The 21,810-nt window shown below is 48.2% G+C and carries 20 protein-coding genes and 1 other annotated feature; of the genes, 3 read left to right on the top strand and 17 right to left on the bottom strand.

Annotated elements, in window-relative coordinates; all coding sequences use genetic code 11:
- Positions 1-10: 10 nt before the first annotated feature.
- On the bottom strand, positions 11-505 hold the full coding sequence (gene infC, locus K0036_RS11010; RefSeq protein ID WP_025643269.1) for a translation initiation factor IF-3: 495 nt from the start codon (positions 503-505) through the stop codon (positions 11-13).
- A 342-nt stretch (positions 506-847) separates the two neighbouring features.
- On the opposite strand from infC, the gene K0036_RS11015 reads away from it, so the two are divergent.
- On the top strand, positions 848-2,203 hold the full coding sequence (locus tag K0036_RS11015) for a sodium-dependent transporter (RefSeq protein ID WP_025643268.1): 1,356 nt from the start codon (positions 848-850) through the stop codon (positions 2,201-2,203).
- Between the two features lie 72 nt (positions 2,204-2,275).
- Here the strand turns inward: K0036_RS11015 and K0036_RS11020 are convergent, their stop codons facing one another.
- Positions 2,276-2,944, bottom strand: coding sequence for a B3/4 domain-containing protein (locus K0036_RS11020; protein WP_252997918.1), 669 nt, complete (start codon positions 2,942-2,944; stop codon positions 2,276-2,278).
- 133 nt (positions 2,945-3,077) lie between these two features.
- On the opposite strand from K0036_RS11020, the gene K0036_RS11025 reads away from it, so the two are divergent.
- Both K0036_RS11025 and mscL read left to right on the top strand, forming a co-directional pair.
- A complete protein-coding gene (locus tag K0036_RS11025) occupies positions 3,078-3,947 on the top strand; it encodes a LysR family transcriptional regulator (RefSeq protein ID WP_220429732.1) in 870 nt (289 codons plus the stop codon).
- Between the two features lie 119 nt (positions 3,948-4,066).
- On the top strand, positions 4,067-4,507 hold the full coding sequence (gene mscL, locus K0036_RS11030; RefSeq protein ID WP_173694549.1) for a large conductance mechanosensitive channel protein MscL: 441 nt from the start codon (positions 4,067-4,069) through the stop codon (positions 4,505-4,507).
- A 296-nt stretch (positions 4,508-4,803) separates the two neighbouring features.
- On the opposite strand, the gene K0036_RS11035 is transcribed toward mscL, so the two are convergent.
- The 15 genes from K0036_RS11035 to gcvPA form a co-directional block, all read right to left on the bottom strand.
- Complete coding sequence (locus K0036_RS11035; protein WP_220429733.1) at positions 4,804-5,667, bottom strand: DegV family protein; 864 nt, start codon at positions 5,665-5,667, stop codon at positions 4,804-4,806.
- A complete protein-coding gene (locus tag K0036_RS11040) occupies positions 5,648-7,069 on the bottom strand; it encodes an MATE family efflux transporter (RefSeq protein WP_220429734.1) in 1,422 nt (473 codons plus the stop codon). Before K0036_RS11040 ends, K0036_RS11035 begins: the two co-directional genes overlap by 20 nt.
- 701 nt (positions 7,070-7,770) lie before the next feature.
- Positions 7,771-9,132, bottom strand: coding sequence for a spore germination protein (locus K0036_RS11045; protein WP_220429735.1), 1,362 nt, complete (start codon positions 9,130-9,132; stop codon positions 7,771-7,773).
- Positions 9,133-9,246: 114 nt separating this feature from the next.
- The gene (locus K0036_RS11050; protein WP_025643262.1) at positions 9,247-9,765 is read right to left on the bottom strand and encodes a deoxyuridine 5'-triphosphate nucleotidohydrolase; all 519 of its coding nucleotides are present in this window, start codon (positions 9,763-9,765) and stop codon (positions 9,247-9,249) included.
- Between the two features lie 107 nt (positions 9,766-9,872).
- The gene (locus K0036_RS11055; RefSeq protein ID WP_173694552.1) at positions 9,873-10,646 is read right to left on the bottom strand and encodes an ABC transporter ATP-binding protein; all 774 of its coding nucleotides are present in this window, start codon (positions 10,644-10,646) and stop codon (positions 9,873-9,875) included.
- Positions 10,639-11,520 (bottom strand): ABC transporter permease, encoded by an 882-nt coding sequence (locus tag K0036_RS11060; protein ID WP_025643260.1) that lies wholly within the window; start codon positions 11,518-11,520, stop codon positions 10,639-10,641. Before K0036_RS11060 ends, K0036_RS11055 begins: the two co-directional genes overlap by 8 nt.
- 24 nt (positions 11,521-11,544) lie before the next feature.
- Positions 11,545-12,561, bottom strand: a complete 1,017-nt coding sequence (locus K0036_RS11065; RefSeq protein WP_173694553.1) for an ABC transporter substrate-binding protein — start codon at positions 12,559-12,561, stop codon at positions 11,545-11,547.
- A 131-nt stretch (positions 12,562-12,692) separates the two neighbouring features.
- Positions 12,693-12,937, bottom strand: a binding site (T-box leader).
- 65 nt (positions 12,938-13,002) lie between these two features.
- Positions 13,003-14,388: an alanine/glycine:cation symporter family protein gene (locus tag K0036_RS11070; protein WP_025643258.1), complete on the bottom strand. Its 1,386-nt coding sequence runs from the start codon at positions 14,386-14,388 to the stop codon at positions 13,003-13,005.
- Between the two features lie 403 nt (positions 14,389-14,791).
- On the bottom strand, positions 14,792-15,688 hold the full coding sequence (locus K0036_RS11075; RefSeq protein WP_173694554.1) for a tyrosine-type recombinase/integrase: 897 nt from the start codon (positions 15,686-15,688) through the stop codon (positions 14,792-14,794).
- Positions 15,689-15,802: 114 nt separating this feature from the next.
- The gene (locus K0036_RS11080; protein ID WP_025643256.1) at positions 15,803-16,060 is read right to left on the bottom strand and encodes a hypothetical protein; all 258 of its coding nucleotides are present in this window, start codon (positions 16,058-16,060) and stop codon (positions 15,803-15,805) included.
- A gap of 28 nt (positions 16,061-16,088) precedes the next feature.
- On the bottom strand, positions 16,089-16,946 hold the full coding sequence (locus tag K0036_RS11085; protein ID WP_220429736.1) for a bifunctional 5,10-methylenetetrahydrofolate dehydrogenase/5,10-methenyltetrahydrofolate cyclohydrolase: 858 nt from the start codon (positions 16,944-16,946) through the stop codon (positions 16,089-16,091).
- Positions 16,947-16,962: 16 nt separating this feature from the next.
- A complete protein-coding gene (locus tag K0036_RS11090; RefSeq protein WP_220431301.1) occupies positions 16,963-17,586 on the bottom strand; it encodes a cyclodeaminase/cyclohydrolase family protein in 624 nt (207 codons plus the stop codon).
- Between the two features lie 34 nt (positions 17,587-17,620).
- Positions 17,621-19,027, bottom strand: a complete 1,407-nt coding sequence (gene lpdA, locus K0036_RS11095) for a dihydrolipoyl dehydrogenase (RefSeq protein ID WP_220429737.1) — start codon at positions 19,025-19,027, stop codon at positions 17,621-17,623.
- A gap of 12 nt (positions 19,028-19,039) precedes the next feature.
- Positions 19,040-20,479 (bottom strand): aminomethyl-transferring glycine dehydrogenase subunit GcvPB, encoded by a 1,440-nt coding sequence (gene gcvPB / locus K0036_RS11100; protein ID WP_220429738.1) that lies wholly within the window; start codon positions 20,477-20,479, stop codon positions 19,040-19,042.
- Between the two features lie 3 nt (positions 20,480-20,482).
- Positions 20,483-21,793 (bottom strand): aminomethyl-transferring glycine dehydrogenase subunit GcvPA, encoded by a 1,311-nt coding sequence (gene gcvPA / locus K0036_RS11105; RefSeq protein WP_220429739.1) that lies wholly within the window; start codon positions 21,791-21,793, stop codon positions 20,483-20,485.
- Between the last annotated feature and the right edge of the window lie 17 nt (positions 21,794-21,810).

Consider the following 21,810-nt stretch of genomic DNA (forward strand, 5'->3'; position numbering starts at 1 on the left):
TAATTTATTTTTAACGTTTTTCAGTTAAAACCATACTCATACTTCTGCCTTCCAGCTTCGCCGGCTTTTCAACCACTGCCACATCCTCAAGCAGTTTTGCAAAATCATCCAGAATGTGCTTGCTCTGCTGCATATGTGCCATCTCGCGTCCTCTGAAACGCAGGGTAACCTTTACTTTATTCCCTTTGCTGATAAACTTCTTTGCATTATTCACTTTCGTATTAAGATCGTTGGTCTCAATATTCGGGGAAAGACGCACTTCCTTTACTTCAACGGTTTTCTGCTTCTTCTTTGCCTCTTTTTCCTTTCTTGCAAGTTCATATCTGTACTTTCCATAATCGATGATCTTGCAAACTGGTGGCTGGGCTTTTGGAGCAATCTTCACCAAGTCTAACTCTGCTTCCTGTGCAAGTTTCATGGCTTCTCTTGATGACATAATGCCTAATTGTTCTCCATTCTCTCCAATCACTCGTACTTCCTTGTCTCTGATCTGCCCATTAATCATTAAATCGCTAATTGTCGTGCACCTCCATCATAAAATAAAAATAAGTGAATAGTTTACAGACTATCCACTTGCATACCCGCATAAAATGACCCTCTACGAGCCTTTATACTCAATATCAGACCAATAGTCACCCGATCGTGCTATGGTGAGAGTGGATACTCTACTTTGTTTATTGCTTCACGCAAGTTATAATTTACCACACCCAGTGTGGGGTGTCAACTGGTTATTTTACATTTTTTCCGCAGAAGTTACTGTTCTTCTTGAAAAATTTGTCCATTCATGTAATAATAGAGCATAATCTATTTTTTGGGATGACAGACTATATTGAGGAGGTTTTTAAACATGCAAAAAAGGAGCAACTTTTCCAGCAAATTGGGATTCGTGCTGGCTGCTTCCGGCTCAGCGGTAGGCTTGGGAAATATTTGGAGATTCCCTTACCTTGCGGCTAAATATGGAGGCGGAACATTTTTATTGATTTATCTGATTCTGGCGGTGACATTCGGCTTTGCGCTTATGACTGCCGAGATCGCTCTGGGACGTAAGACCGGATTAAGCGCTATCGGCGCTTTCAAGTCCCTGGATAAGCGTTTTGGCTTTTTAGGGGTACTTGCATCCATTGTTCCTATTATTATCTTTCCTTATTATTCCGTAATCGGAGGATGGGTAATCAAGTACTTTGCCGTATTTATCAGCGGCGGCTCAGCAGCCTCAGCCGGAGATACCTACTTCTCCGACTTCATCGGCGGCACTTTCGAGCCTTTGGGCTGGTTCTTCCTGTTCATGGCATTGACTGCGGTCATCGTATTGTTCGGTGTTGAAAAAGGAATAGAGAAGGTCAGCAAAGTCATGATGCCGATCCTGGTCGTTCTTACCGTTATTATTTCTGTATATGGCCTGACACTGGATGGAGCCATGGAAGGCCTCGTATATTACATACAGCCGCATATGTCGGATGTATCAGCCAAGACGATCCTTGCCGCTATGGGACAGCTCTTCTACTCCATGTCTCTGGCAATGGGAATCATGGTTACCTATGGCTCTTATATGAAGAAGGATAATAATCTGGAAAGTTCTGTTCGCCAGATTGAAATGTTTGATACCGGCATCGCTTTCCTTGCAGGCCTTATGATCATTCCTGCCGTATTCGCGTTCTCCGGCGGCGACCGTTCCGCGCTCAGCGCAGGTCCTGGACTGATGTTCATTACGCTGCCGAAAGTATTTGCCAGCATGAAATTTGGAGGGGCGATCGGCACGATCTTCTTCCTGCTGGTATTCTTCGCGGCTTTGACATCCGCAATCTCCCTGATGGAGACCATCGTATCCATCTTCCGGGATAAGTTCCACTGGGGACGAAGGAACGCATGCCTTTTCGTGGCAGTTCTTGCGCTGATCTTAGGCGCTCCGTCTTCACTGGGCTTTGGACCGCTAAGCTTCATCAGCTGGATGGGCATGTCCGTACTTGATATCATGGACTTCGCAAGCAACAGCGTCCTGATGCCGATCGTCGCATTAGGCACCTGTATCTTCGTCGGATTCATTATCCGTCCAAAGACGATATCCGACGAAGTAAAAGAGACCGATGGCAAGTTCAAGGCAGAGAAATTGTTCAGTGTCATGATCAAATGGGTTGCCCCCATCTTCCTGGTACTGATACTTGCAAGTTCCGTAGCAAGCGGCCTTGGCTGGTTCTCAATTTAACAGATTAATCAACTGGATTAGAAGGGCCTGATGGAAGGAATACCTCCATCAGGCCTTTTTTATATCCTGTCCCTATTCCACGATCCACGCTTCTATGTCTGTAGCCTTGGCATACTGCTCCATATATTTCTTCCCATACTCCAGCGCTTTTTCCAGATCCTCATTCCGGGAGAACGAATAGATCAGCGTCAGAACCTCCTTTGCGCTGTCCGTGATCATAGCCCGCTCGGAATCGCTTGTGGAACTTCCGATCGCTCCTTTCTCATCAGCCAGCACCGGCAGGTATTCTATATTGATCTCCTCCTTGCCGATTCCTTTATAGGTCTCGCCTTCCCGGCCCACCCGGAATACCAGTTCATCTTCTATATTCGCCGTGTCATAAGAGCCTACGGAAAATCCCGACTCAATGGAGATCAGATTGTTGACGTCCACCACGGTATTCACTTCATAAAGCCCTTTTCCCTGCCCGATTCTGCGGATCAGTGCCTCAGAAGACACTCTGTAGCGGCTTGGATCCTTGCCAAAAGCCTTATAGGCGGCCCTGGATTCCTTAATATTCGGAATCTCGTTGATTCCATAATCGAAGATATCATCTTTTGCCTTCTTAAAGATATCTTTCTTTAAATACTTCCACATCTCCTCATTCTTCTTTTCAACCTTGACTTTATACTGCAGGCAGCCCACTCTGACCGCCGGCCATAATTCCTTCATTTCCTGGTCAATCTTTAGATTCTTCCTCATTCTATGTCCCTCCTGCTGTCCATTTGGTTTTATTATACTGCTTTTTTTCTCCCCCACAACTTGTTTTTGAGCGAAAATACCTGTACTATAGAGTTAGAACCTATCGGAAACAGCATCAAAAGGAGTTGACACAATGGATCTTAGAAAATGGAGCGTACTGCTCGCAGTCGTTGACTACGGGAGTTTTACCAAAGCCGGTGAGGAACTTAACTATACCCAGTCCGGCATTACGCATATGATGAAATCCCTGGAACAGGAAGTTGGATTTCCGCTCTTTAACAAGGGCCACCACGGCGTCTCGATCACGAAGGAAGGAAAAGCCCTTCTTCCGGCAATACGGAATCTTCTCTCAGCCAACGAGTCGCTGAATCAGGAGATATCCTTCCTCAAGGGAGCCAAGAAAGGTACCTTGACCATCGGAACCTATATCAGCTGTTCCATACACTGGATTCCCGAAATCATCCAGGAGTTCCAGAAAGAGTACCCCGGCATTTGTTTTGAGATCAGCGAGGGCCATGAAGGCGATCTGATCGACTGGGTGGAGAACCACAAGGTAGATATTGGGTTCATCAGTTATCACGAGCATCAGCCTTACGAGTTCATCCCGGTCTGCGACGATCCTATGATGGCCGTGGTACCAAAAGGCCACCCCTTTGCCCAATATAACGAAGTACCCATCGAGTGGTTTGAAAATGCGCCTTTCGTCTGCTCTGAGTATACCTACGGCAACGATGTCCACCGAATCCTGAAGACCGCTGGAATAAAGCCGGATATCAAGTATACCACCAGCACGGATTTCTCGATCCTGTCCATGATCGAGCACAACCTGGGCATCAGCATACTGCCTGAGCTTGTTCTTCGCGGCCAGAGCGGTAATTTTGAGACGCGGCCTCTAAAGCCCCTCTCTTACCGGCGGCTGGGCATGGCTGTATCCTCCTTCCGGGATATGTCGCCTGCCATGAAAGTCTTCATCAAATATGCGCGGGACTATCTTCTGTCCTGACGTACATCGCCTATAATCCTTTTTCTCTACTCAAATAGTAATTGCAATTCCTACATTTCTACACTAAAATTGTAGAAAAAGGTTTTACCAGAAACCGTACATAAGAAAGGGAAAATACTATGGCAAAAAAAGGCTTAATCGGCGAATTTAAAGATTTTATCAGCCGCGGGAACGCAATGGACATGGCTGTCGGCGTTATCATCGGCGGCGCTTTCTCCGGCATCGTAACTTCATTGACTGAGGATATCATCTCGCCCATCCTGGGCTTATTCGGGGGCATGAATTTCGATCAGCTCTCTGTAAATATCCTGGGCGAGGTCACTTTAAATTATGGCAAGTTCATCACCGCTATCGTCAATTTCCTCATCATGGCATTGATCATCTTCTTTATCATGAAGGCAGTCAATACCTTAGAGGCTCAGGCAGTAAGATTAGCCCGTCTGGGCAAGGAGCAAGAGGCTCCAGCGCCCACCACGAAGATTTGCCCTTTCTGCAAATCAGAGATCCCCATCGACGCTACCAGATGCGCCCACTGTACCTCTGAGTTGGAGCAGGCGTAAGAGATCTTTCACACGCCGCCCAAATCCGACGGGGCATTGCCCATAAAAAAAGACAGTCACAGACTTATCTGTAACTGTCTTTTTTGGTTGCCTTAGTTCTCGTGTCCTTCTTTATGAAAAAGGCTTGTTGCGCCATACAGCGCTCCTATAGCAACGATTGCCCATCCAATCAAATTCAACATCTGTCAGCACCTCCTCGCAGAAAAACTATTACTCTCTTCGTACTTTTAGTATAAATCTTTTTTCCGCTCTTGTGAAATGAGGCTTATTTATGCTGACATTACACTTCTTCATGTTTATCTCGACTGTCCCATGCTGAACACGGCAACGACGCCCGGACCCGTATGGCTTCCAATAACCGTGCCGATATTGTTGATCAGGATATTGGTGACGCCCATCTTCTCTTCCACCAATTCCGCCACATACTGGGCATCTTCTATACAGTCTCCATGGGTGATCATAACGATGTCGTTTTCCCATCCCTCTGCCTGTTTTGCAGCCATATCCACAATCTTGTTCAGAGACTTCTTTCGCCCTCTCTCCTTGCCGATCACCTGAAGGTATCCCTGGTTATCCACATGAATGACTGGCTTGATCTGTACCATGGTTCCCAGAATAGCCGTCGTCTTGGATACGCGGCCTCCCCTTTGCAGATGGTTCAGATCATCTACCGTTACAAAATGGCAGACATGCAGTTTATTTTCCTCCACCCACTTTGCAACCTCTTCGATCGTCTTTCCTTCTTCTTTCAGCTTCAGTGCATAATAAAGCAGAATTCTCTCTCCCAGACAAGCGCAAAGCGAGTCAATCACGATGATCTTCCTGTCCGGATACTTATTCTTAAGTTCCTCTCCGGCGATACGCACGCTGTTATATGTTCCGCTTAACCCGGATGAGAAGCCCAGATGCAGCACATCCTTGCCTTCCTGTAGCATGGGCTCTAATGCGGCTTTGGCCTCGTCAGGATTCACCTGGGAAGTAACTGCCATCTTCCCCTCCCTGAGTTTCTGGAAGAATTCCTTGGACGACAGGCCGTTCATATCTTCATAGGTCTCTCCGTCAATCGTATATTTTAATGGAATGACCGGGACATTCCTCTCAGTCAGCCATTCCTTCGGCAAATCTACCGTGCTATTTACACTAATTATATAGTCGCTCATTCGTTCCACCTTCCTTTCCTTGGTCTGCACTAATCATATCATTGTTCCCCATATTTCGCAAAACTTTTTTCACCGTAATGACAAAGAGCACGCTTGTTGTAAGCACTGAGATGATGTCTGCCACCGGCTCGGCTCTGTAGATGCCTATAACGCCCATGAACTTAGGCAGGATGATTGCAAGTGGAATCAGCAGGATCACCTTCCGAAGCAGCGCAATGAACAGGGACACTTTTGCCTGCCCCAAGGCCAGGAATGTTGACTGGCACGCAGACTGAATGCCAAAGATCGTGATACCGAAGAAATAAATCGGCATAACCTGGCAGGTCAGTTTCACCAGCTGGTCATTATTGGTAAAGATTTCTGCATAAACGCCCGGTGCAAAGACGGCAACCCCCGCAAGGACGATCGTTGCCAGAAAGCAGACCACGATCAGCCGAGTCATTGCTCCTTTGACCCTGCTTTTGTTTCCTGCGCCGTAATTATAACTGATGATCGGCTGTACGCCCTGCGTAATTCCCTGTATCGGAATTACGATCAGCTGCATGATGCTCGTCATAATGGACATGGTACCTACATACAAGTCCCCTCCGTACTTCTGAAGTCCGGAATTTAACGTAATGTTAACCAAGCTCTCCGTGCTTTGCATGATAAATGGGGAGATTCCAAGCCCTCCGATATGCTTGACTACATCCCCCTTCAGGCGCATATTCTTTGCCTTCAGACGAATCACGCTTTTCTTGGAGGTCAAAAACTTGATTACCCATGCCGCGCTGACAGCCTGGGAAATGATCGTCGCCAGAGCAGCGCCCTTTACCCCCATTCCGAATACAAAGATAAATACCGGATCCAGGCAGATATTGATAATTGCTCCGATCAAGACGGAGAGCATGGCAATCCTGGCTTCTCCCTGACCGCTGATAAATGTATTAAGTCCCACAGCGAACTGGACGAATATTGTTCCCAGCAGATAGATTCCAATGTAGCTTTCCGCATACTGGATCGTCGTCTCGCTGGCCCCGAAGGCATACAGGACCGGCGTCTTAAATATCGAAAAGGCTATGGTCAGCACCACCGAGAATATCACCAGCAGCCCTGCCGAATTGCCCAATATCAGTTCCGCCCGGTCGTAATCGTGCTTTCCAAGCTGGATTGACGCAAGCGGCGCGCCGCCCATTCCCGCAAATGCGCTGAAAGCCGCGATCAGCATGATGATCGGAAACGTAACCCCGACCCCCGTCAGGGCCATATCTCCATATCCTTGGATATGTCCGATATAGATCCTGTCTACGATATTATATAATACATTGATTAACTGGGCCGCGACCGCAGGAACCGCGAGCGATACCATCAGCTTCCCCAAATGCTCGCTGCCAAGTCTCTCATCCTTCGTCGTTTCTTGCATTATGTACACCTCTCTTTAAAAAATACGCACTATTTATTATTTTAACACGGTCTGGGGATAATGTAAAATGGGATTTTTTTTATTTTGGTGATCGCGGGCGGGGATGGGGGTGGGATTTCTACGACGCTTTGGCGCCTGCATCTCTTGCACGGTTACGTAGGGCCGCTTAAGAGTCGCCGATAGCGGCTCCTCTCCAACGGTCCAACGTCTCCGGCAAGGATATTCCGGACGCCGCCGCTTCCCTCCAAAATCCCACCCCCATCCCCGCCCGCTACGCGCAAATTCGCTGGTAAAATCTACGTGTGTGCTGGCGTTTTTTGTACGCCTTACGCAGGAGATATATAACAATAAAAGCCGGTTTGAAAGAACTTTTATTCCTTTTCAAACCAGCTCTATACCTGCAACTGTTTATAAATTATATCCTCTTGCAAAAACGACCCTGCATACGGTGTACGCTTCCGCCTGTACTTCTCCCGGATTGCCGGCGAAGTGCCGCCAGCCGGAGAGTGGGGGAGGCGTTTCCGAAGGGAAGCGTCGGCGTCCGGAATATCCTTGCCGGAGACGTTAGGCTGGTGGAGAGGAGCCGCTATCGGCGACTCCTAAGCAGCCTTACGACTCCGTGCAAGAGATGCAGGCGCCAGAGCGTCGCAGGAAACGCCTCCCCCACTCTCCGGCGTCCAGCACTTCCACCAAAATCCCCCTTAATTCAGCTTCACATTGAGATAATTCCTGCCTGACAGTGTCTTATTAAAGCAGATGCTTATAATTACTATAATGCAGCCTGCCGCAAATCCAATCCAATTAAAGAGCGCCGTAAGAATCAGAAGCTGAAGCCTCATAAATTTCAGCGCATAGCCCAGTTCGAAATTAGGCTGGGTATAGTTGGCCACGGCTACGAACGCCATATACAGCATGACTTCCGAATTAAACCAGCCGGACTGTACTGAGAATTCTCCCATAACCAGACCGGCGATTACGCTCAGCGGCGTACTCAGCATGCTGGGGGTATTAAGCGCTGCCAGCCGCAGCCCATCTATGGCGATTTCCAAGATCAGCAATTGGAAGATCAGCGGTATATTAACCATATCTTTTACCGCCACGAATTCAAATGCTTTCGGAAGCCAGTTGAGGTTCTGCATAAAAAGCAGGAACACTGGCGTCAGAAATACGGTCATAATGGTAATCAGCGTCCTGGAAAACTTCAGATACAGTCCGGTCAGCGTTGGAAAGTAGTAATCATTGGCTTCCTCGATCATATCAAAGATAGAGGTCGGCAGAATCATGGCAGATGGAGAATTATCCACCATAATCACTACTTTTCCCTCAAGCAGGCATGCGGCAGCCGTATCCGGCCGCTCTGTAAACTTGAATTTCGGGAATGGGTTATACCATTTTCTCTTGAACAGGCATTCCGCCAGGCTTTGCTGGTTCATCCTCAGATCATCCGTCCGGATGCTTTTGATACGCTGCTGCACCGTATTTAGCAGTTCCTGGTCTACCCGGTCGCCCATATAGCAGATAGCCACGTCGGTTCGGGAAGTATCGCCAACTTCTGTCATTTCCATAATCAGGTGAGGATCCCGGATCCTTCTTCTCATCAGCGCCGTATTAAATACGATCGTTTCCACAAAACCGTCTCTGGATCCTCTCAGAGACTTATCCTTATCCGGCTCTTCTACGCTTCTTGCCGGATAAGTCCTGCAGTCAATCGCTATGCAGGCTTCATAGCCTTCTATAAACAGACAGGTAACGCCGGATAAGACATTTCTCAGCACATCATCAAAATCCCCTAGGATATCCACTTCCACATAGGGGATGCACTCCCTGGAAAACTGCGTGGCATCCGCCGGCATATTCTCCTGCGTTACCTTGAACAGCGAATCCATTATTTTGAGCATAACCTCATCCTTGGTAAATCCGTCTATAAAATAAAAAGAAGCCATCCGGCCGCCAATCAGCATATCTCTTTGAATAATGTCAAAACTATCCTGCACCGGAAGAACCTGATTCATGTAGGCTGCATTCTCTTCCCTGGACGCAGTCACTTTCCTGTTATCTGGCATATTCCTACCTCCGCTCATTTACTTGCTTTGAGGAATAGACTGCCCAGATTTTCCGTTAAATATGCAGTCAGGGACGCTGCACTTTAAAAAATGCCGCGTCCCTGTATGGGAAATCTATTGATTTGTAGTACTGCCAAATCCTCCGTTACGAACCGCTGTCACTTCATCGTCCAATGTGATGCCGTATTCTACGAAGATTCCCTGCATGAATCCAGTTCCTGCCTGTAATTCCACTACTTTACCCTCATTGGTATCGTTAGTGATCTTCGCAAAAATATGCCCCTCATTATCCGAATAGAAGTAATCGCTGTCAATGATGCCCACCGTATTATTTAACTGCAGGCGGTATTTAAATCCAAGGCCGCTTCTCGGATAACATTTAAGCACCCAGTTTTCTTCCATCTCCACACGGATTCCAGTCGGAATCTTTACCGTCTTTCCCGGGTGCAGCACGATGGATACCGGTGTATAAAAATCATAACCCGCGGAACCTGCCGTGGCTCTTTGAGGTAATCGGACGCCGTCATAAGCCTCCTTGATCTTCTCTTCTTCGATCGGCCCGAAGGAGTCCATAAATCCTTCCAGGAACTGTTCGAAACTTACCTTGTGGAACTTTGCAATTCTTCTAGCCATAGATGTTTCTCTCCTGTCTCTTCTGTATTTTTCGTTTACGTCAGAAAATCATTTAATTATATTATCATCCGCTTCGCAAAGCGTCAATGCAATTAGGTCAAATTCATCTAATTTCCACATTCTATGCTGATCTCATTGAACAGTTTCAGAATCTCATCTACCGTCATCTGCTGTTTCTCTTCTTCTTTTTTATCCAGGATCACCTGGCCCTGATGCATCATGACCAGGCGGTTTCCATATTCCACCGCATATCTGAGGTTGTGCGTTACCATAATTGTCGTCAGTTTCTTTTCCCGGACAATCTGATCCGTCAATTCCATGATCAATTCTGCCGTCTTAGGATCTAGGGCAGCCGTATGCTCATCCAGGATCAAAAACTCGATAGGCGTCATGGTAGACATCAGTAGCGCCATCGCCTGGCGCTGTCCGCCTGAAAGTGAGCCTACCTTTACATCCAGCTTATCTTCCAATCCCAGATTCAGCTGGCTAAGCTGCTCCCTGTAGTAGGCAATGCGGGCCTTATTGGTCCCTCTTCCCAGTCCGTAGAGTTTCCCCTTGTTATCTGCCAGGGACATATTTTCCAGTATCGTCATGGATGGACAGGTTCCCATCGCCGGATTCTGATATACACGGCCAATCCTCGCATTTCTCTTATACTCTTTTTCCCTGGTAATATCCTTGCCGTTGATCAGTATTTTCCCCGCCTCAAGCGGAATGCTGCCGCAGATGATATTCAGCATGGAGGTCTTGCCGGATCCATTGCTTCCCACCACGGACAGGAAGTCTCCCTGCTCAATCTTCATGCTGAAATTATCGAACAGGCACATTTCGTTAATGGTACCGGGATTATAGTATTTGTGGATTCCGCTAAGTTCAAGCATTCTTATTCACCTTCTTCTTTCTTTCCATGCTGATGACCAGGATTACCAGGAACAGGACCGCCGTAATCAGCTTCATTGCCTGCGGCTCAAAGTTACGTAGGGCAACCGCAACGCAGGCCTTATAGATGATCGAGCCAATTAGTACGGCAGACGTGGCCTTAAGGAACGTTATCTTCTTAAAGATGCTGGTTCCGATGATAACGCTTGCCAGGCCAATTACGATTGCCCCCGTACCCATGGATATCTCAAATACCCGTTCTTCCTGGGCAAATACGCAGCCTGCTAAAGACACCAGCCCGTTTGCAATGGCAAGGCCCAGAATCTTCACATTGCCTTGATCCTTTGCAAGGGAGGTGACCAGCGTATCATTATCGCCTACCGCCCTGAGAAGAAAGCCGGATTTTGTCTTCAAATACAGATCCAGCAGCACTTTGCATAGGATTGCCAGCACCAGGACGATCAGAAGCGTCGTATATCCTGAGACGCTGTCTGGTATCAAGCGCTTCATAAAATCGTTCTTAAATATTGTTTCCTGGGAGAACAGCGGAACATTTGCCGTCCCTGCAATATACAGGTTGATGGTCCACAATGCCGTCATCATAATGATTCCTGACAGCAAGTCGCGCACCTTGCATTTCACATGGATCAGGCCAGTACAGATGCCCGCCAGCACCCCCGCCCCAAAGGAGAGCGGCAGGGTCAGATAAGGATTCATCCCTCTCGTAATCAAGGCCGCCGTGATCGCTGCTCCCAATGGAAAACTTCCGTCCACCGTCAGATCCGGGAAATCCAGTATCTTGTATGTGATATATACTCCCAGCGCCAATATCCCATAGATCAGGCCCTGTTCCGCAATTGTTACTATAAAGTCCATGAAAATGCCTCCCAAATTCTTTCTTTACTCTGCAATAATATCGTCAAAACTTTCAACCGCGCCGGATGCCAGATCTTCCGGAACGGTAATGCCCAGATTTTCCGCAACCTTTGTATTTACGTAGAATCCCGGCTCTGTGATCAGTTCAAAGTTCATTTCAGATGCCTTCTTTTCACCCTTTAATACCTTTGCCGCCATCTGTCCCGTCTGCTTTCCAAGAGCAATATAGTCAATTCCTTCTGCCGCAAGGCATCCGATCTTCACCTGCTCGATCTCGCTGCCAAATACAGGCACCTTCTTATCATTTGCTTTTTCCAGGATGGTCGGAAGCGATGCGACCACCGTATTGTCCGTCAGATTCGTGATGCAGTCTACTTCGCTTAACAGGTCATCTGCAGCAAGTGCCACATCTGCGGTTGCCGTAATTCCCTTTGTCACCAGTTCGAATCCGTAATCTTTTACCAGATCTTCATATTCTGCAATGGCAGATACGGAATTGGCCTCGCTGGTCGTATACATGATTCCAAGTTTCTTGGCATCTGGAAGCATCTCACGCATCATTTCCAGTTGCTGCTTGATCGGAAGCTTATCGGATGTACCTGTCACTTCTCCTACTGGCTTTCCATCCTTATCAGACAGTTCCGCCGCTACCGGGTCCGTTACCGCGGTATATACTACAGGAATATCTCTGTCCATGGCCGCATTGAATGCACTCTGGGCGCTGGGCGTTGCGATGGCGCAGATCATATCCACTTTATCCGATACGAAGGAGTCGGATATCTGTCCTGCCGTCCCCATATCCGCAGCCGCATTCTTATACTTGACCGTCAGGTTGTCGCCTTCTTTGATGCCTTCCGCTTCCAGTCCCTTCAGGAATCCCTCCCTGCAATTGTCCAGAGATCCATGTTCGGCAAACTGCTCAATTCCGATCGTGTACTCTTTTTTGGAACTTCCTTCTGACCCGGATGACTTTCCGCATCCTGCTGTCATAACTGCCACCATTGCTACTGTTAATAATCCTGCTACTACTTTTCTTTTCATTGTTTCATTCTCCTTTTTCTTGTTTTTGATATCCGGACTGCAGATAGCCAGCCATCCGGTACTGCTGTTAGGAGAGAAAACTTGTGGGCCGCGGTTTCTGCCAGCACGCAAAAACCGCCCCAAACCACTAGGTTTGAGGCGGTAATAAACTACATTATCGCGGTACCACTCAAATTGACGAATCGTCCACTTTTCTCATGTACTAACATACACTCCTGATTGATAACGGGTTCGGTTCCCGACAGGCCATACTCCCTTACGGTTTCCGGCTGCCCTCGAAAGGCCATTCAATTATCAACTCCATACGGCAATCCCACCACCAGCCGCTCTCTTTGATGTCATTCGATAATCTACTCTTCTTTCTCAACGGTTTTATCTTATTTACATTATTAACTTTAATTCAACAAAGTGCATTTGTCAAGACAAAGTTTTGTTTATTCGTTAGTCTTTTATTACTGGAACCGGAGTACTATCCACCTTATCCAGATCGTTTATGTACATCTTCGTTTCTTTTACGATGACATTCGATAACAGCAATACGGCAACTAAGTTCGGAATTGCCATCAAAGCATTCAGGATGTCAGCCAGCGTCCAAACGATGTCAAGCGCTACTACCGGGGCAATTGCTGCAACCAGACAGTAAACAAGACGGTAAGGAATCAGGCCCTTTCTTCCTGCCCAGTACTCAACGCATCGCTCGCCATAATATGCCCATCCAAGAATCGTGGAGTAAGCAAATGAAATGATGCCGAGTGTCAGGATAATTGGTCCAAGGTATGGAATCTGAGAGAATGCCATGGATGTAAGAACACCACCATTGGAAATCTCATTCGCATTGATTGTCGGGTTCTTCATAATTGTTGTTACAAGAACAAGACCTGTCATAGCACAAACAACTACTGTATCCCAGAATGTTCCTGTAGAGGAAACCAGTGCCTGGCGAACCGGGTTTCTTGTCTGGGCTGCTGCTGCTGCGATAGGAGCAGAACCAAGACCAGATTCATTAGAGAACAGACCTCTTGCAACACCAAACTGGATCGCCATTCTGATACCGGTACCAACAAGGCCGCCGGCTGCCGCGCCTGGCGTAAATGCAAGTTTGCAGATAACTCCGAGAGCCGGGATGATGTAATCATAGTTCATTACTAAAATGATGATACATCCCAATACATAGAAGATTGCCATAAATGGAACCAGTTTCTCGCATACGCTTGCGATGGATTTGATACCGCCGAAGATAACGATTGCGGTAAGGATTGCTACGATGATTCCTACGATCCACATTGGGATTCCGAAGTTCTCATTACATACGGTCGCGATCGCGTTAACCTGTGTAGCGCAGCCGATTCCGAATGAAGCGAATCCTGCAAAGATCGCGAACAGCATGCCCAGCCATTTTAAGTTGAGGCCTCGGGACAATGCGTACATCGCTCCACCTTGCATACGGCCGTCTTCCGTCTTAACTCTGTACTTAACAGCGATCAAGGACTCAGAATACTTTGTCGCGATACCGAACACGCCGGTGAGCCAGCACCAAAGAACTGCTCCTGGGCCGCCAAGCGCGATCGCGGTACCTACGCCGATGATATTACCGGTACCGATGGTAGCCGCCAGCGCCGTAGTCAGGGCTCCGAACTGGGAAACCTCGCCTTCTGCGTCAGGATCTTTTGATACAGATAACTTAATACCTTTTGAAATCGTCTTCCTCTGGATGAATCCCAGACGGACTGTCATGTAGATATGAGTACCCAGCAATAAGATAATGAGCCACCAGCCCCATACCAATCCATCAATCTTGGTTATAACTGCACTAATACTGTCTAGCATATTATTCCCCCTTCTCTTTCCTTTGCTTTTTAATATGCACTTCATGTTAAAAATAGTACTACGATAAAAACAAATGGCGGCGGCATATCTAAACCGCCCTCTGTATCACCTAAAAACATTGTACATGAATTTGTAGAAAATAGCAACTATCGTTATAAAATTGACATTCAATTGGTCATAATGACGAAATAATAAAGATTATTCTTCATTTTTCAATTCGTTAATTAAATAACTAACACTTTTTTCTCACAATTTAAGGTGCTTTCAGAAACCTGCAGAAATAGAACAGGCACTCAGGCTTTTATCCTGCCTGAGTGCCCGTTATGCAACTTTCACAAATTGTGTTTTTTGAATCGTTTCTACTGCCCGTCCACAATATGTGGTACCAGCACTCCTCTATTTCTTATGGGGGCTCTATCTTTAGTTTTACCAGCCTGCCCGCTTCTCTTTGTAATGCTTCCTTATAAGAAATGTTCTGATATCTTTTAATCTGGATTCTCGTTGTCCCCATCTGGCGGGCCACTTGTTCCGAGGAAGCCTCGTATGCAAACAGAGTACATCCGCAACTGTTCCGGATGCTCTGCGCACTGTAAGAAGGTATGCCTGCTTTCTTGGAATATTTTTTCATCATTCTGCTGATATACATGGTATTGAGCGGATTCCCTCTACTATTATAAAAAAGATACGGGTTGTCTTTTCTTTCTGCCAAATACTTCTCAAGAATCTGAAATGCGTCTTCCGGGATATAGCATAGGTCCCTCCGGCCGGCTACCGATGCATAAATTCCGTCCCCATAGATGCCTATATCCTCCGGCTTAAGCCCTGTGATTTCCGTGGAGCCTAGCCCCGCCCGATACATCAGCACAATAATACAGTACGCTATCAGATCTTCCTTGGCGGCCTCAAGTAGCCGGTCGATGTGGGAAGGAGGGATATTTTTTACAAATTTCTCCTGCTTTGCCACCATCTTAAGGTACGGATAATAATCATCCTGGTAGCCCTCATCTACCTGATACCGCTCCTTATTCTCGCAGATATACGCCGCAAAAGAATGAAGTTCGCGGAACTTTTTTGCCATGGTTCCAGGAAGGATCTCTCCCCTGGCCACACGTTCCTTAAGCCAACGGAAATATACCCCTGCATCCTCTCCATTGATTTCCAGAAAGTCTTTATGAAAATAATCCATAGCTTCATCAATATCCGTCTGGTAGGAAGCCTTTGAGGTGCTGCTTTTAAAATGGACGGTAAAATCTCTCCAAATGACTTGCTTTAGGACTTTGGAAGCGTATATGCTTTTCATCTGTTCCTGCCTCCTTGTCTGTCGTCCGCGAAGCGGACTCCCCTATTAGGTTATAAGTATATTTCATACTATAACATAATTAAGAGGAATCGGCAATCTCTCGATTGCCTTAATTTATTTACGGATGAGATATTTCGCCTTTTTATAGTCCTCTTTATGCACATATACTTCATATTCGTACTGGTAGTCTTTATTCTGTCCGAAACTTCCGGTACGTCCCCGGCTCGTTCCTTCTAAAGCCCATGAACCGGCATGATTGTTCACCTTCTGGGCATAATCAATCTGATTTGCCACCAGGATCTCTCGTATCCGGTTGAATTCCTGCAGATCAAATCCTATATAGACGTTTTCCCTGTTAAATACCGTAATCATCTAATCCCTCATTTCCTATCCCAGAACATCATCTTTCCAAAGACAGATATTCCGCCGCTTTAAGCACATGTTTTGCCAGCACGGAGGAAGTGACGCTTCCAACGCCTCTTGGCACCGGGCTGATGTAGGATGTCGCTGGCTCTGCCGCTTCAAAATCCACGTCGCCGCACAGATTGCCTTTGTCGTCTACATTGATGCCTACATCGACTACCACTGCTCCATCTCCTACCATATCCGCAGTGACCATCCTCGCTTTTCCGGCTGCTGCCACCAGGATCTCTGCCTCCCTGCAGGTAGCAGTAAGATCTTTGGTGCGGGTATGGCAGATTGTGACCGTGGCATGCCTCTTAAGAAGCATCATGGATAGCGGCTTGCCTACCACCATACTTCTTCCAATCACGGTCACCTTCTTGCCTTTCGGATCAATTTTATAATAATCCAGCATTTCCATGACTGCCTCCGGCGTGCATGGCGCATGGCCTGTCTCATCCCCGGAAAATACTTTTGCAATATTTACGGGACACATGCAGTCCACATCTTTTAGCGGATTGATCCGCGATACCACGGGCCCTTCATCCAGATGCCCCGGCAGGGGACGGAACAGGAGGATCCCATGTACCTTCGGATCCTCGTTTATCTTGAAAAAGGTCTTTTCAAATTCAGCCTGGGTAATCGTTTCGGGCAATTCTACTACCTTGCACTCGATCCCGATCATCTCCATCCGCTTTCTGGCTCCCCGCTCATAGGCAAGATCATCTGGCCTTGCCCCAACCCTTACGATTGTCAGGCTGGGAAGGATTCCTCTGTCTTTCAGCCTGCGTGCCTCGCCTGTCAAGTCTTCCTTCATGGTCTTGGCCACGTCAGCGCCTTTCATCAATATGCTCATATAAGATTCCTCCTGTCTACTGGATATGGCCAAGGACGTCCCGATAGATGATTTCCTTCCATTCCCTGCCTTCCGCAATCATAGATTCCGTCTTCTGGTTCAGTTTCTCTGCCCGCCCCCGGTCTTTCATCAATTTCGTATTGATAAACACATTGAGGGAGGCTCCTTCCAGCGCTGCCTGGGCAAATAGTACTCCTACGCCCACGTCACTGACCGCGATGCGGCTCCCCTTCTCTCCCAGGATCTTAAGAAGCCGCATCACCTCCAGCACCGTCTCCATAATCTCGATAGGAACCACGCTGGCATCATACAGCGCGCCTTCCATAATTCTGGCTTTTGCGGCCTTTTGTTCCTCCGTATCCTTCGGAAGCCCATAGGCTGCCGACAGGGGCGCGAATGCTTCGGCATCCTTGTCTGTAAGGTCAATCAGTTTGTCTTGCAGTACTTTTAACTGACTCCTTACGGACTGGATTTCCTCCTCTACATCCGCATACTTCTTCTTGCCAACCGTCAGATTCACAACCATCATTCCAAGTGCCGAGGCAAACGCGCCTACTGCTGCCGAGGCTCCTCCGCCGCCCGGCACCGGCTCGGCGGAAGATAACACCTCCAGGAATTCTGTCGTCTTCTTTTCTAGCATCATGTTGTCATTTCCTCCTTTGGCAGCGGATTCATCACCGCTTTTTTCTTGGCATCACGTGCACCGCTTCGCCTGTCGCGGCTTCCAACGCTTCCGCAACGCCTTCATTATAAGTCGGATGGGCTCTCATTGCAATCAGAAGCTGTCCTGCCGTCATCTTATTTGCTACGGCTGTCCCGAATTCCCCGATCATGTCCGTGGCCCTCGCGCACATCATCTGCGCGCCCAGTACTATCTCTGATCCGGCCTCCACGATCACCTTGATAAATCCGCGCTCCTCCTTAGTTATCAGGGATTTCCCGTTGGCGCCCATAATGAATTTCCCCGTCTTGATCTCGATGCCGCTTTCGTTGGCTTCTTCTTCCGTCATTCCAACGGAAGCGATCTCCGGATCCGTATATACACAGCCCGGCACGATATCCAGCCTGACCGTCGGTGTTCTTCCTGACAGTCCTTCCGCTACATAGATTCCCTGGGCGCTTGCCAGATGCGCAAGCTGCATGCCTTTTACCAGATCCCCGATAGCATACACGCCATCCATACTGGTCTGCATCCGTTCATCCACTACGATACGTCCGCGTTCCATCATTAGAGAAACGCCTTCTCCAAACAGCCCGTCCGTATTCGGACGCCTGCCAACTGCACATAGCACGTACTGGGCCACAACTTCTGTCTCTTTCTCTTTTTCAAGGAAGCGGCAGGCATAGAGTCCGTCCTTCTCTGCTATTTCCTGGACTGCTGCCGAGGTATGGATATCCACCCCTCTTTTCTTTAGAATCATCTTCAGATTTTGAGAGATCTCTTTATCCATCCCCGGCACCAGCCTTGGCATAGCCTCCACAATGGTCACGCGGGTGCCAAAAGCCGCAAATGCTGTGGCAAATTCTACGCTGATTACGCCTCCGCCGATGATGGCAAGGCTCTTGGGCGCTTCCTTTAACTGCAATAACTCGTTGCTTGTCAGCACTCCTTTAAGATCCATCCCCGGAAGGGGAAGAAGCATGGGCTTTGATCCTGCTGCCAGAATCACATTCCCAGCCTCAAACGTACGAATCCCTTCCTCGGATGCAACCGTCACTGTACGGTCTTTCTCAAGCCTTCCTTTCCCATACAGCAAGGTCACTGTGTTGCCTTTCAGAAGCTGCTCCACTCCCTGGCATAACTGTTCCGTAGTTTCCTCTTTATAGGCAAGAACTTTGGCGTAGTCGTAATTCACCTCTTTCGCCAGAATTCCGTATTTCTCGCCATCCAATGCCTGACGGTATAGCGAAGAAGCATGTATCAGGGCTTTTGCCGGAATGCACCCTCGATTCAGGCAGGTGCCTCCTACTGCATCTTCTTCCACCACCGCCACCTGCAATCCTGCTTTCGCCGCCTTGATGGCCGCCACATATCCTCCCGGCCCTGCTCCGATGACGATCAAGTCAAATTTCTGTTCCATGTCCAGTCTCCTTTAAGTTCCTGATTCTTCCGGCCGGTATCTAAGTACCGGATGCCTTGCAGCGCCTACCTCGTCCAGCCTTGTCACCGGAGTTGTCACCGGCGCTTCATGCAGGCTCTCCGGATCCTTCCCTGCCAGTTCATACAATTCCCGGAAGACCTCTATCGCTTCATCCAGCGTCTCTTTGGACTCGGTTTCCGTCGGCTCTACCATCAGCGCCTCCTCCACGATGAGAGGAAAATACATGGTCGGCGGATGAATCCCATGATCCAGAAGTCCTTTGGCAATATCCATGGCCGAAACTCCCGTCTGCTTCTTCAAATCCGCCAGGCTCATGACGAACTCATGCATGCACACTTCATCACATGCTATCGTATAAAGATCCTTTAACTTATGCATCATATAATTCGCGTTGAGGACCGCATTCTGACTGGCTTCCAGCAAGCCTTCCCTGCCAAGGGTCAGGATATAGGTCAATGCCCTTACCACTACCAGGAAGTTTCCATAGAAGTTCTTTACTGCTCCAATGCTGTTTTCCGGCTTTACAAAGGTCAATTCCTGATCGCCTTCTACCAGTACGGATGGAAGGAATTCAGCCAGGTTCTCCTTGCAGCCCACCGGTCCGCTTCCCGGGCCTCCTCCTCCGTGAGGCGTAGAAAATGTCTTGTGCAGATTCAGATGGATCACATCGAATCCCATATCTCCCGGACGCACGACTCCCATAACCGCGTTCAGATTAGCGCCGTCATAGTAGCACAGCCCGCCGCAATCATGCACGATACGGGTAATCTCCAGTATATTCTTGTCAAAAAGCCCTACCGTATTGGGGTTCGTCAGCATCAGTCCTGCAATGTCATCCCCTGCTGCCTCCTTCAGTTTTTCAATGTCCACGCACCCATCCTCGCTTGATGGAATGCTGACCACGGAATAGCCTGCCATGGCCGCGCTGGCCGGATTCGTGCCATGGGCGGAATCCGGTACGATGATCTTCGTACGCTTCGTATCTCCTCTGCTTACATGGTATGCCTTCATCAGCAGAAGCCCTGTAAATTCTCCATGGGCGCCGGCAGCTGGCTGGAATGTCATACGGCTCATTCCCGTGATCTCGCACAGGTATTTTTCTGCCAGCTTCATGACCTCCATGCATCCCTGTACCGTATGTGCGGGCTGGAGCGGATGAATCTCTGTAAATCCCGGCAGAGCCGCCATATCCTCATTGATTTTCGGGTTATACTTCATAGTACAGGAACCAAGCGGATAGAATCCGTCATTCACGCCATGGGTCTTCTTGGCCAGTTCCGTGTAATGGCGGCTTAACTGGGTCTCCGACATCTCTGGCAGAGGCAATGCAAGTCCTCTTCTATCCTTTTCCTCAGGAAGCACTTCGTCAACGTCGCATGGCGGCAGAAGGGATAGTTCCCTGCCTGGCCTGCTTTTTTCAAATATCAACATGCACTACACCTCCTTTAAGATGCGGATCGTTTCATCAATCTCTTCTTTACTGTTCATCTCTGTACAGCACCATAGGATTCTTCTGTCATCCAGCGGATATCCTCCCAGGATCCCTTTTTCTTCCAATGCCTTTAGCGCCCTGTCTGACGAAGTCTGGGATACGGTGACGAATTCATGGAAGAATTCCGCCTTATTCTCAGTCTGGTAGCCAATCTTCTTTAGTTCTTCCGCCATATAGTGGGCTTTGGAAGTACACTGGACGGCGGCATTGTGAAGCCCGCCTGCTCCCATGGCTGCCAGATATACGCCTACAGCCAGCGCGCATAGCGCCTGGTTGGAGCAGACATTGCTGGATGCTTTTTCCCTCCGAATATGCTGCTCTCTTGCCTGAAGCGTCAGCACATATCCGATCTTTTTATTTCTGTCCGTGGTCTGCCCGACGATCCTGCCCGGCAGTTTCCTGGTCATGCCTTCGATACATGCCATAAATCCAAGATACGGGCCTCCGAATGCGATGGATAGTCCCATAGGCTGTCCTTCCCCAACGGCCACGTCCGCCCCATACTCTCTGGGCGTCTTCATAATTCCAAGAGATATGGGATTTACCCCCATGATATATCTTGCCCCTGCGTCATGGACGGTCTTGCCGATTTCTTCCGCCGGCTCCAGGCTTCCATAATAATTGGGATGCTGGATATAGACGCATGCCGTCTGGTCATCGATATTCTCTTCCAGGAACTTCACATCCGTGATCCCGTCTTTTTCCGGAATCACCACAAGTTCCATCTCATTTCCAAAGCAGTAGGTCCTGACCGTGCTTAAGACATCCGGGTGCACGGTGGAGGATATGAAAGCCTTCTTTCTTTTTCTCTCCCTGCACATGGCAACGGCTTCAGCCGCCGCTGTCGCTCCGTCATAGACGGAAGCGTTGGATGCATCCATTCCAGTCAGCTGGCAGATCATTGTCTGATACTCAAAAATGGACTGCAGGATGCCCTGGCTAATCTCTGCCTGATATGGCGTATAGGCCGTAAGCAGGTTCTCCTTGGAGATCACGCTCTTTACAATGGAAGGTATAAAGTGCCTGTATGCTCCTGCTCCTCGGAAAATTGTCCCAAACACCTGATTCTTTCCCGCAATCTTCTGCATCTTCCTGCGTACTTCTAATTCGGACATCCCCTTCGGTATTGCAAGACTTCCCTTCACCTTTACTTCCTCAGGAATGTGTCCGAACAAATCCTCCTTGGCCTGAAAACCAATCTCTTCTAACATTTTCAGTTGCTCTTGTTCTGTATTCGGGACATATCTTCCCATGGCCTCGCACCGCCTTT

The sequence above is a fragment of the [Clostridium] scindens genome, assembly GCF_019597925.1.
Taxonomy (GTDB): Bacteria; Bacillota; Clostridia; order Lachnospirales; family Lachnospiraceae; genus Clostridium_AP.

Bases quoted from the DNA above. Each gene is read 5' to 3' on its own strand.
- infC (WP_025643269.1), bottom strand. From the start codon at position 505: ATGATTAATGGGCAGATCAGAGACAAGGAAGTACGAGTGATTGGAGAG.
- K0036_RS11015 (WP_025643268.1), top strand. From the start codon at position 848: ATGCAAAAAAGGAGCAACTTTTCCAGCAAATTGGGATTCGTGCTGGCT.
- K0036_RS11020 (WP_252997918.1), bottom strand. From the start codon at position 2,944: ATGAGGAAGAATCTAAAGATTGACCAGGAAATGAAGGAATTATGGCCG.
- K0036_RS11025 (WP_220429732.1), top strand. From the start codon at position 3,078: ATGGATCTTAGAAAATGGAGCGTACTGCTCGCAGTCGTTGACTACGGG.
- mscL (WP_173694549.1), top strand. From the start codon at position 4,067: ATGGCAAAAAAAGGCTTAATCGGCGAATTTAAAGATTTTATCAGCCGC.
- K0036_RS11035 (WP_220429733.1), bottom strand. From the start codon at position 5,667: ATGAGCGACTATATAATTAGTGTAAATAGCACGGTAGATTTGCCGAAG.
- K0036_RS11040 (WP_220429734.1), bottom strand. From the start codon at position 7,069: ATGCAAGAAACGACGAAGGATGAGAGACTTGGCAGCGAGCATTTGGGG.
- K0036_RS11045 (WP_220429735.1), bottom strand. From the start codon at position 9,132: ATGCCAGATAACAGGAAAGTGACTGCGTCCAGGGAAGAGAATGCAGCC.
- K0036_RS11050 (WP_025643262.1), bottom strand. From the start codon at position 9,765: ATGGCTAGAAGAATTGCAAAGTTCCACAAGGTAAGTTTCGAACAGTTC.
- K0036_RS11055 (WP_173694552.1), bottom strand. From the start codon at position 10,646: ATGCTTGAACTTAGCGGAATCCACAAATACTATAATCCCGGTACCATT.
- K0036_RS11060 (WP_025643260.1), bottom strand. From the start codon at position 11,520: ATGGACTTTATAGTAACAATTGCGGAACAGGGCCTGATCTATGGGATA.
- K0036_RS11065 (WP_173694553.1), bottom strand. From the start codon at position 12,561: ATGAAAAGAAAAGTAGTAGCAGGATTATTAACAGTAGCAATGGTGGCA.
- K0036_RS11070 (WP_025643258.1), bottom strand. From the start codon at position 14,388: ATGCTAGACAGTATTAGTGCAGTTATAACCAAGATTGATGGATTGGTA.
- K0036_RS11075 (WP_173694554.1), bottom strand. From the start codon at position 15,688: ATGAAAAGCATATACGCTTCCAAAGTCCTAAAGCAAGTCATTTGGAGA.
- K0036_RS11080 (WP_025643256.1), bottom strand. From the start codon at position 16,060: ATGATTACGGTATTTAACAGGGAAAACGTCTATATAGGATTTGATCTG.
- K0036_RS11085 (WP_220429736.1), bottom strand. From the start codon at position 16,946: ATGAGCATATTGATGAAAGGCGCTGACGTGGCCAAGACCATGAAGGAA.
- K0036_RS11090 (WP_220431301.1), bottom strand. From the start codon at position 17,586: ATGCTAGAAAAGAAGACGACAGAATTCCTGGAGGTGTTATCTTCCGCC.
- lpdA (WP_220429737.1), bottom strand. From the start codon at position 19,027: ATGGAACAGAAATTTGACTTGATCGTCATCGGAGCAGGGCCGGGAGGA.
- gcvPB (WP_220429738.1), bottom strand. From the start codon at position 20,479: ATGTTGATATTTGAAAAAAGCAGGCCAGGCAGGGAACTATCCCTTCTG.
- gcvPA (WP_220429739.1), bottom strand. From the start codon at position 21,793: ATGGGAAGATATGTCCCGAATACAGAACAAGAGCAACTGAAAATGTTA.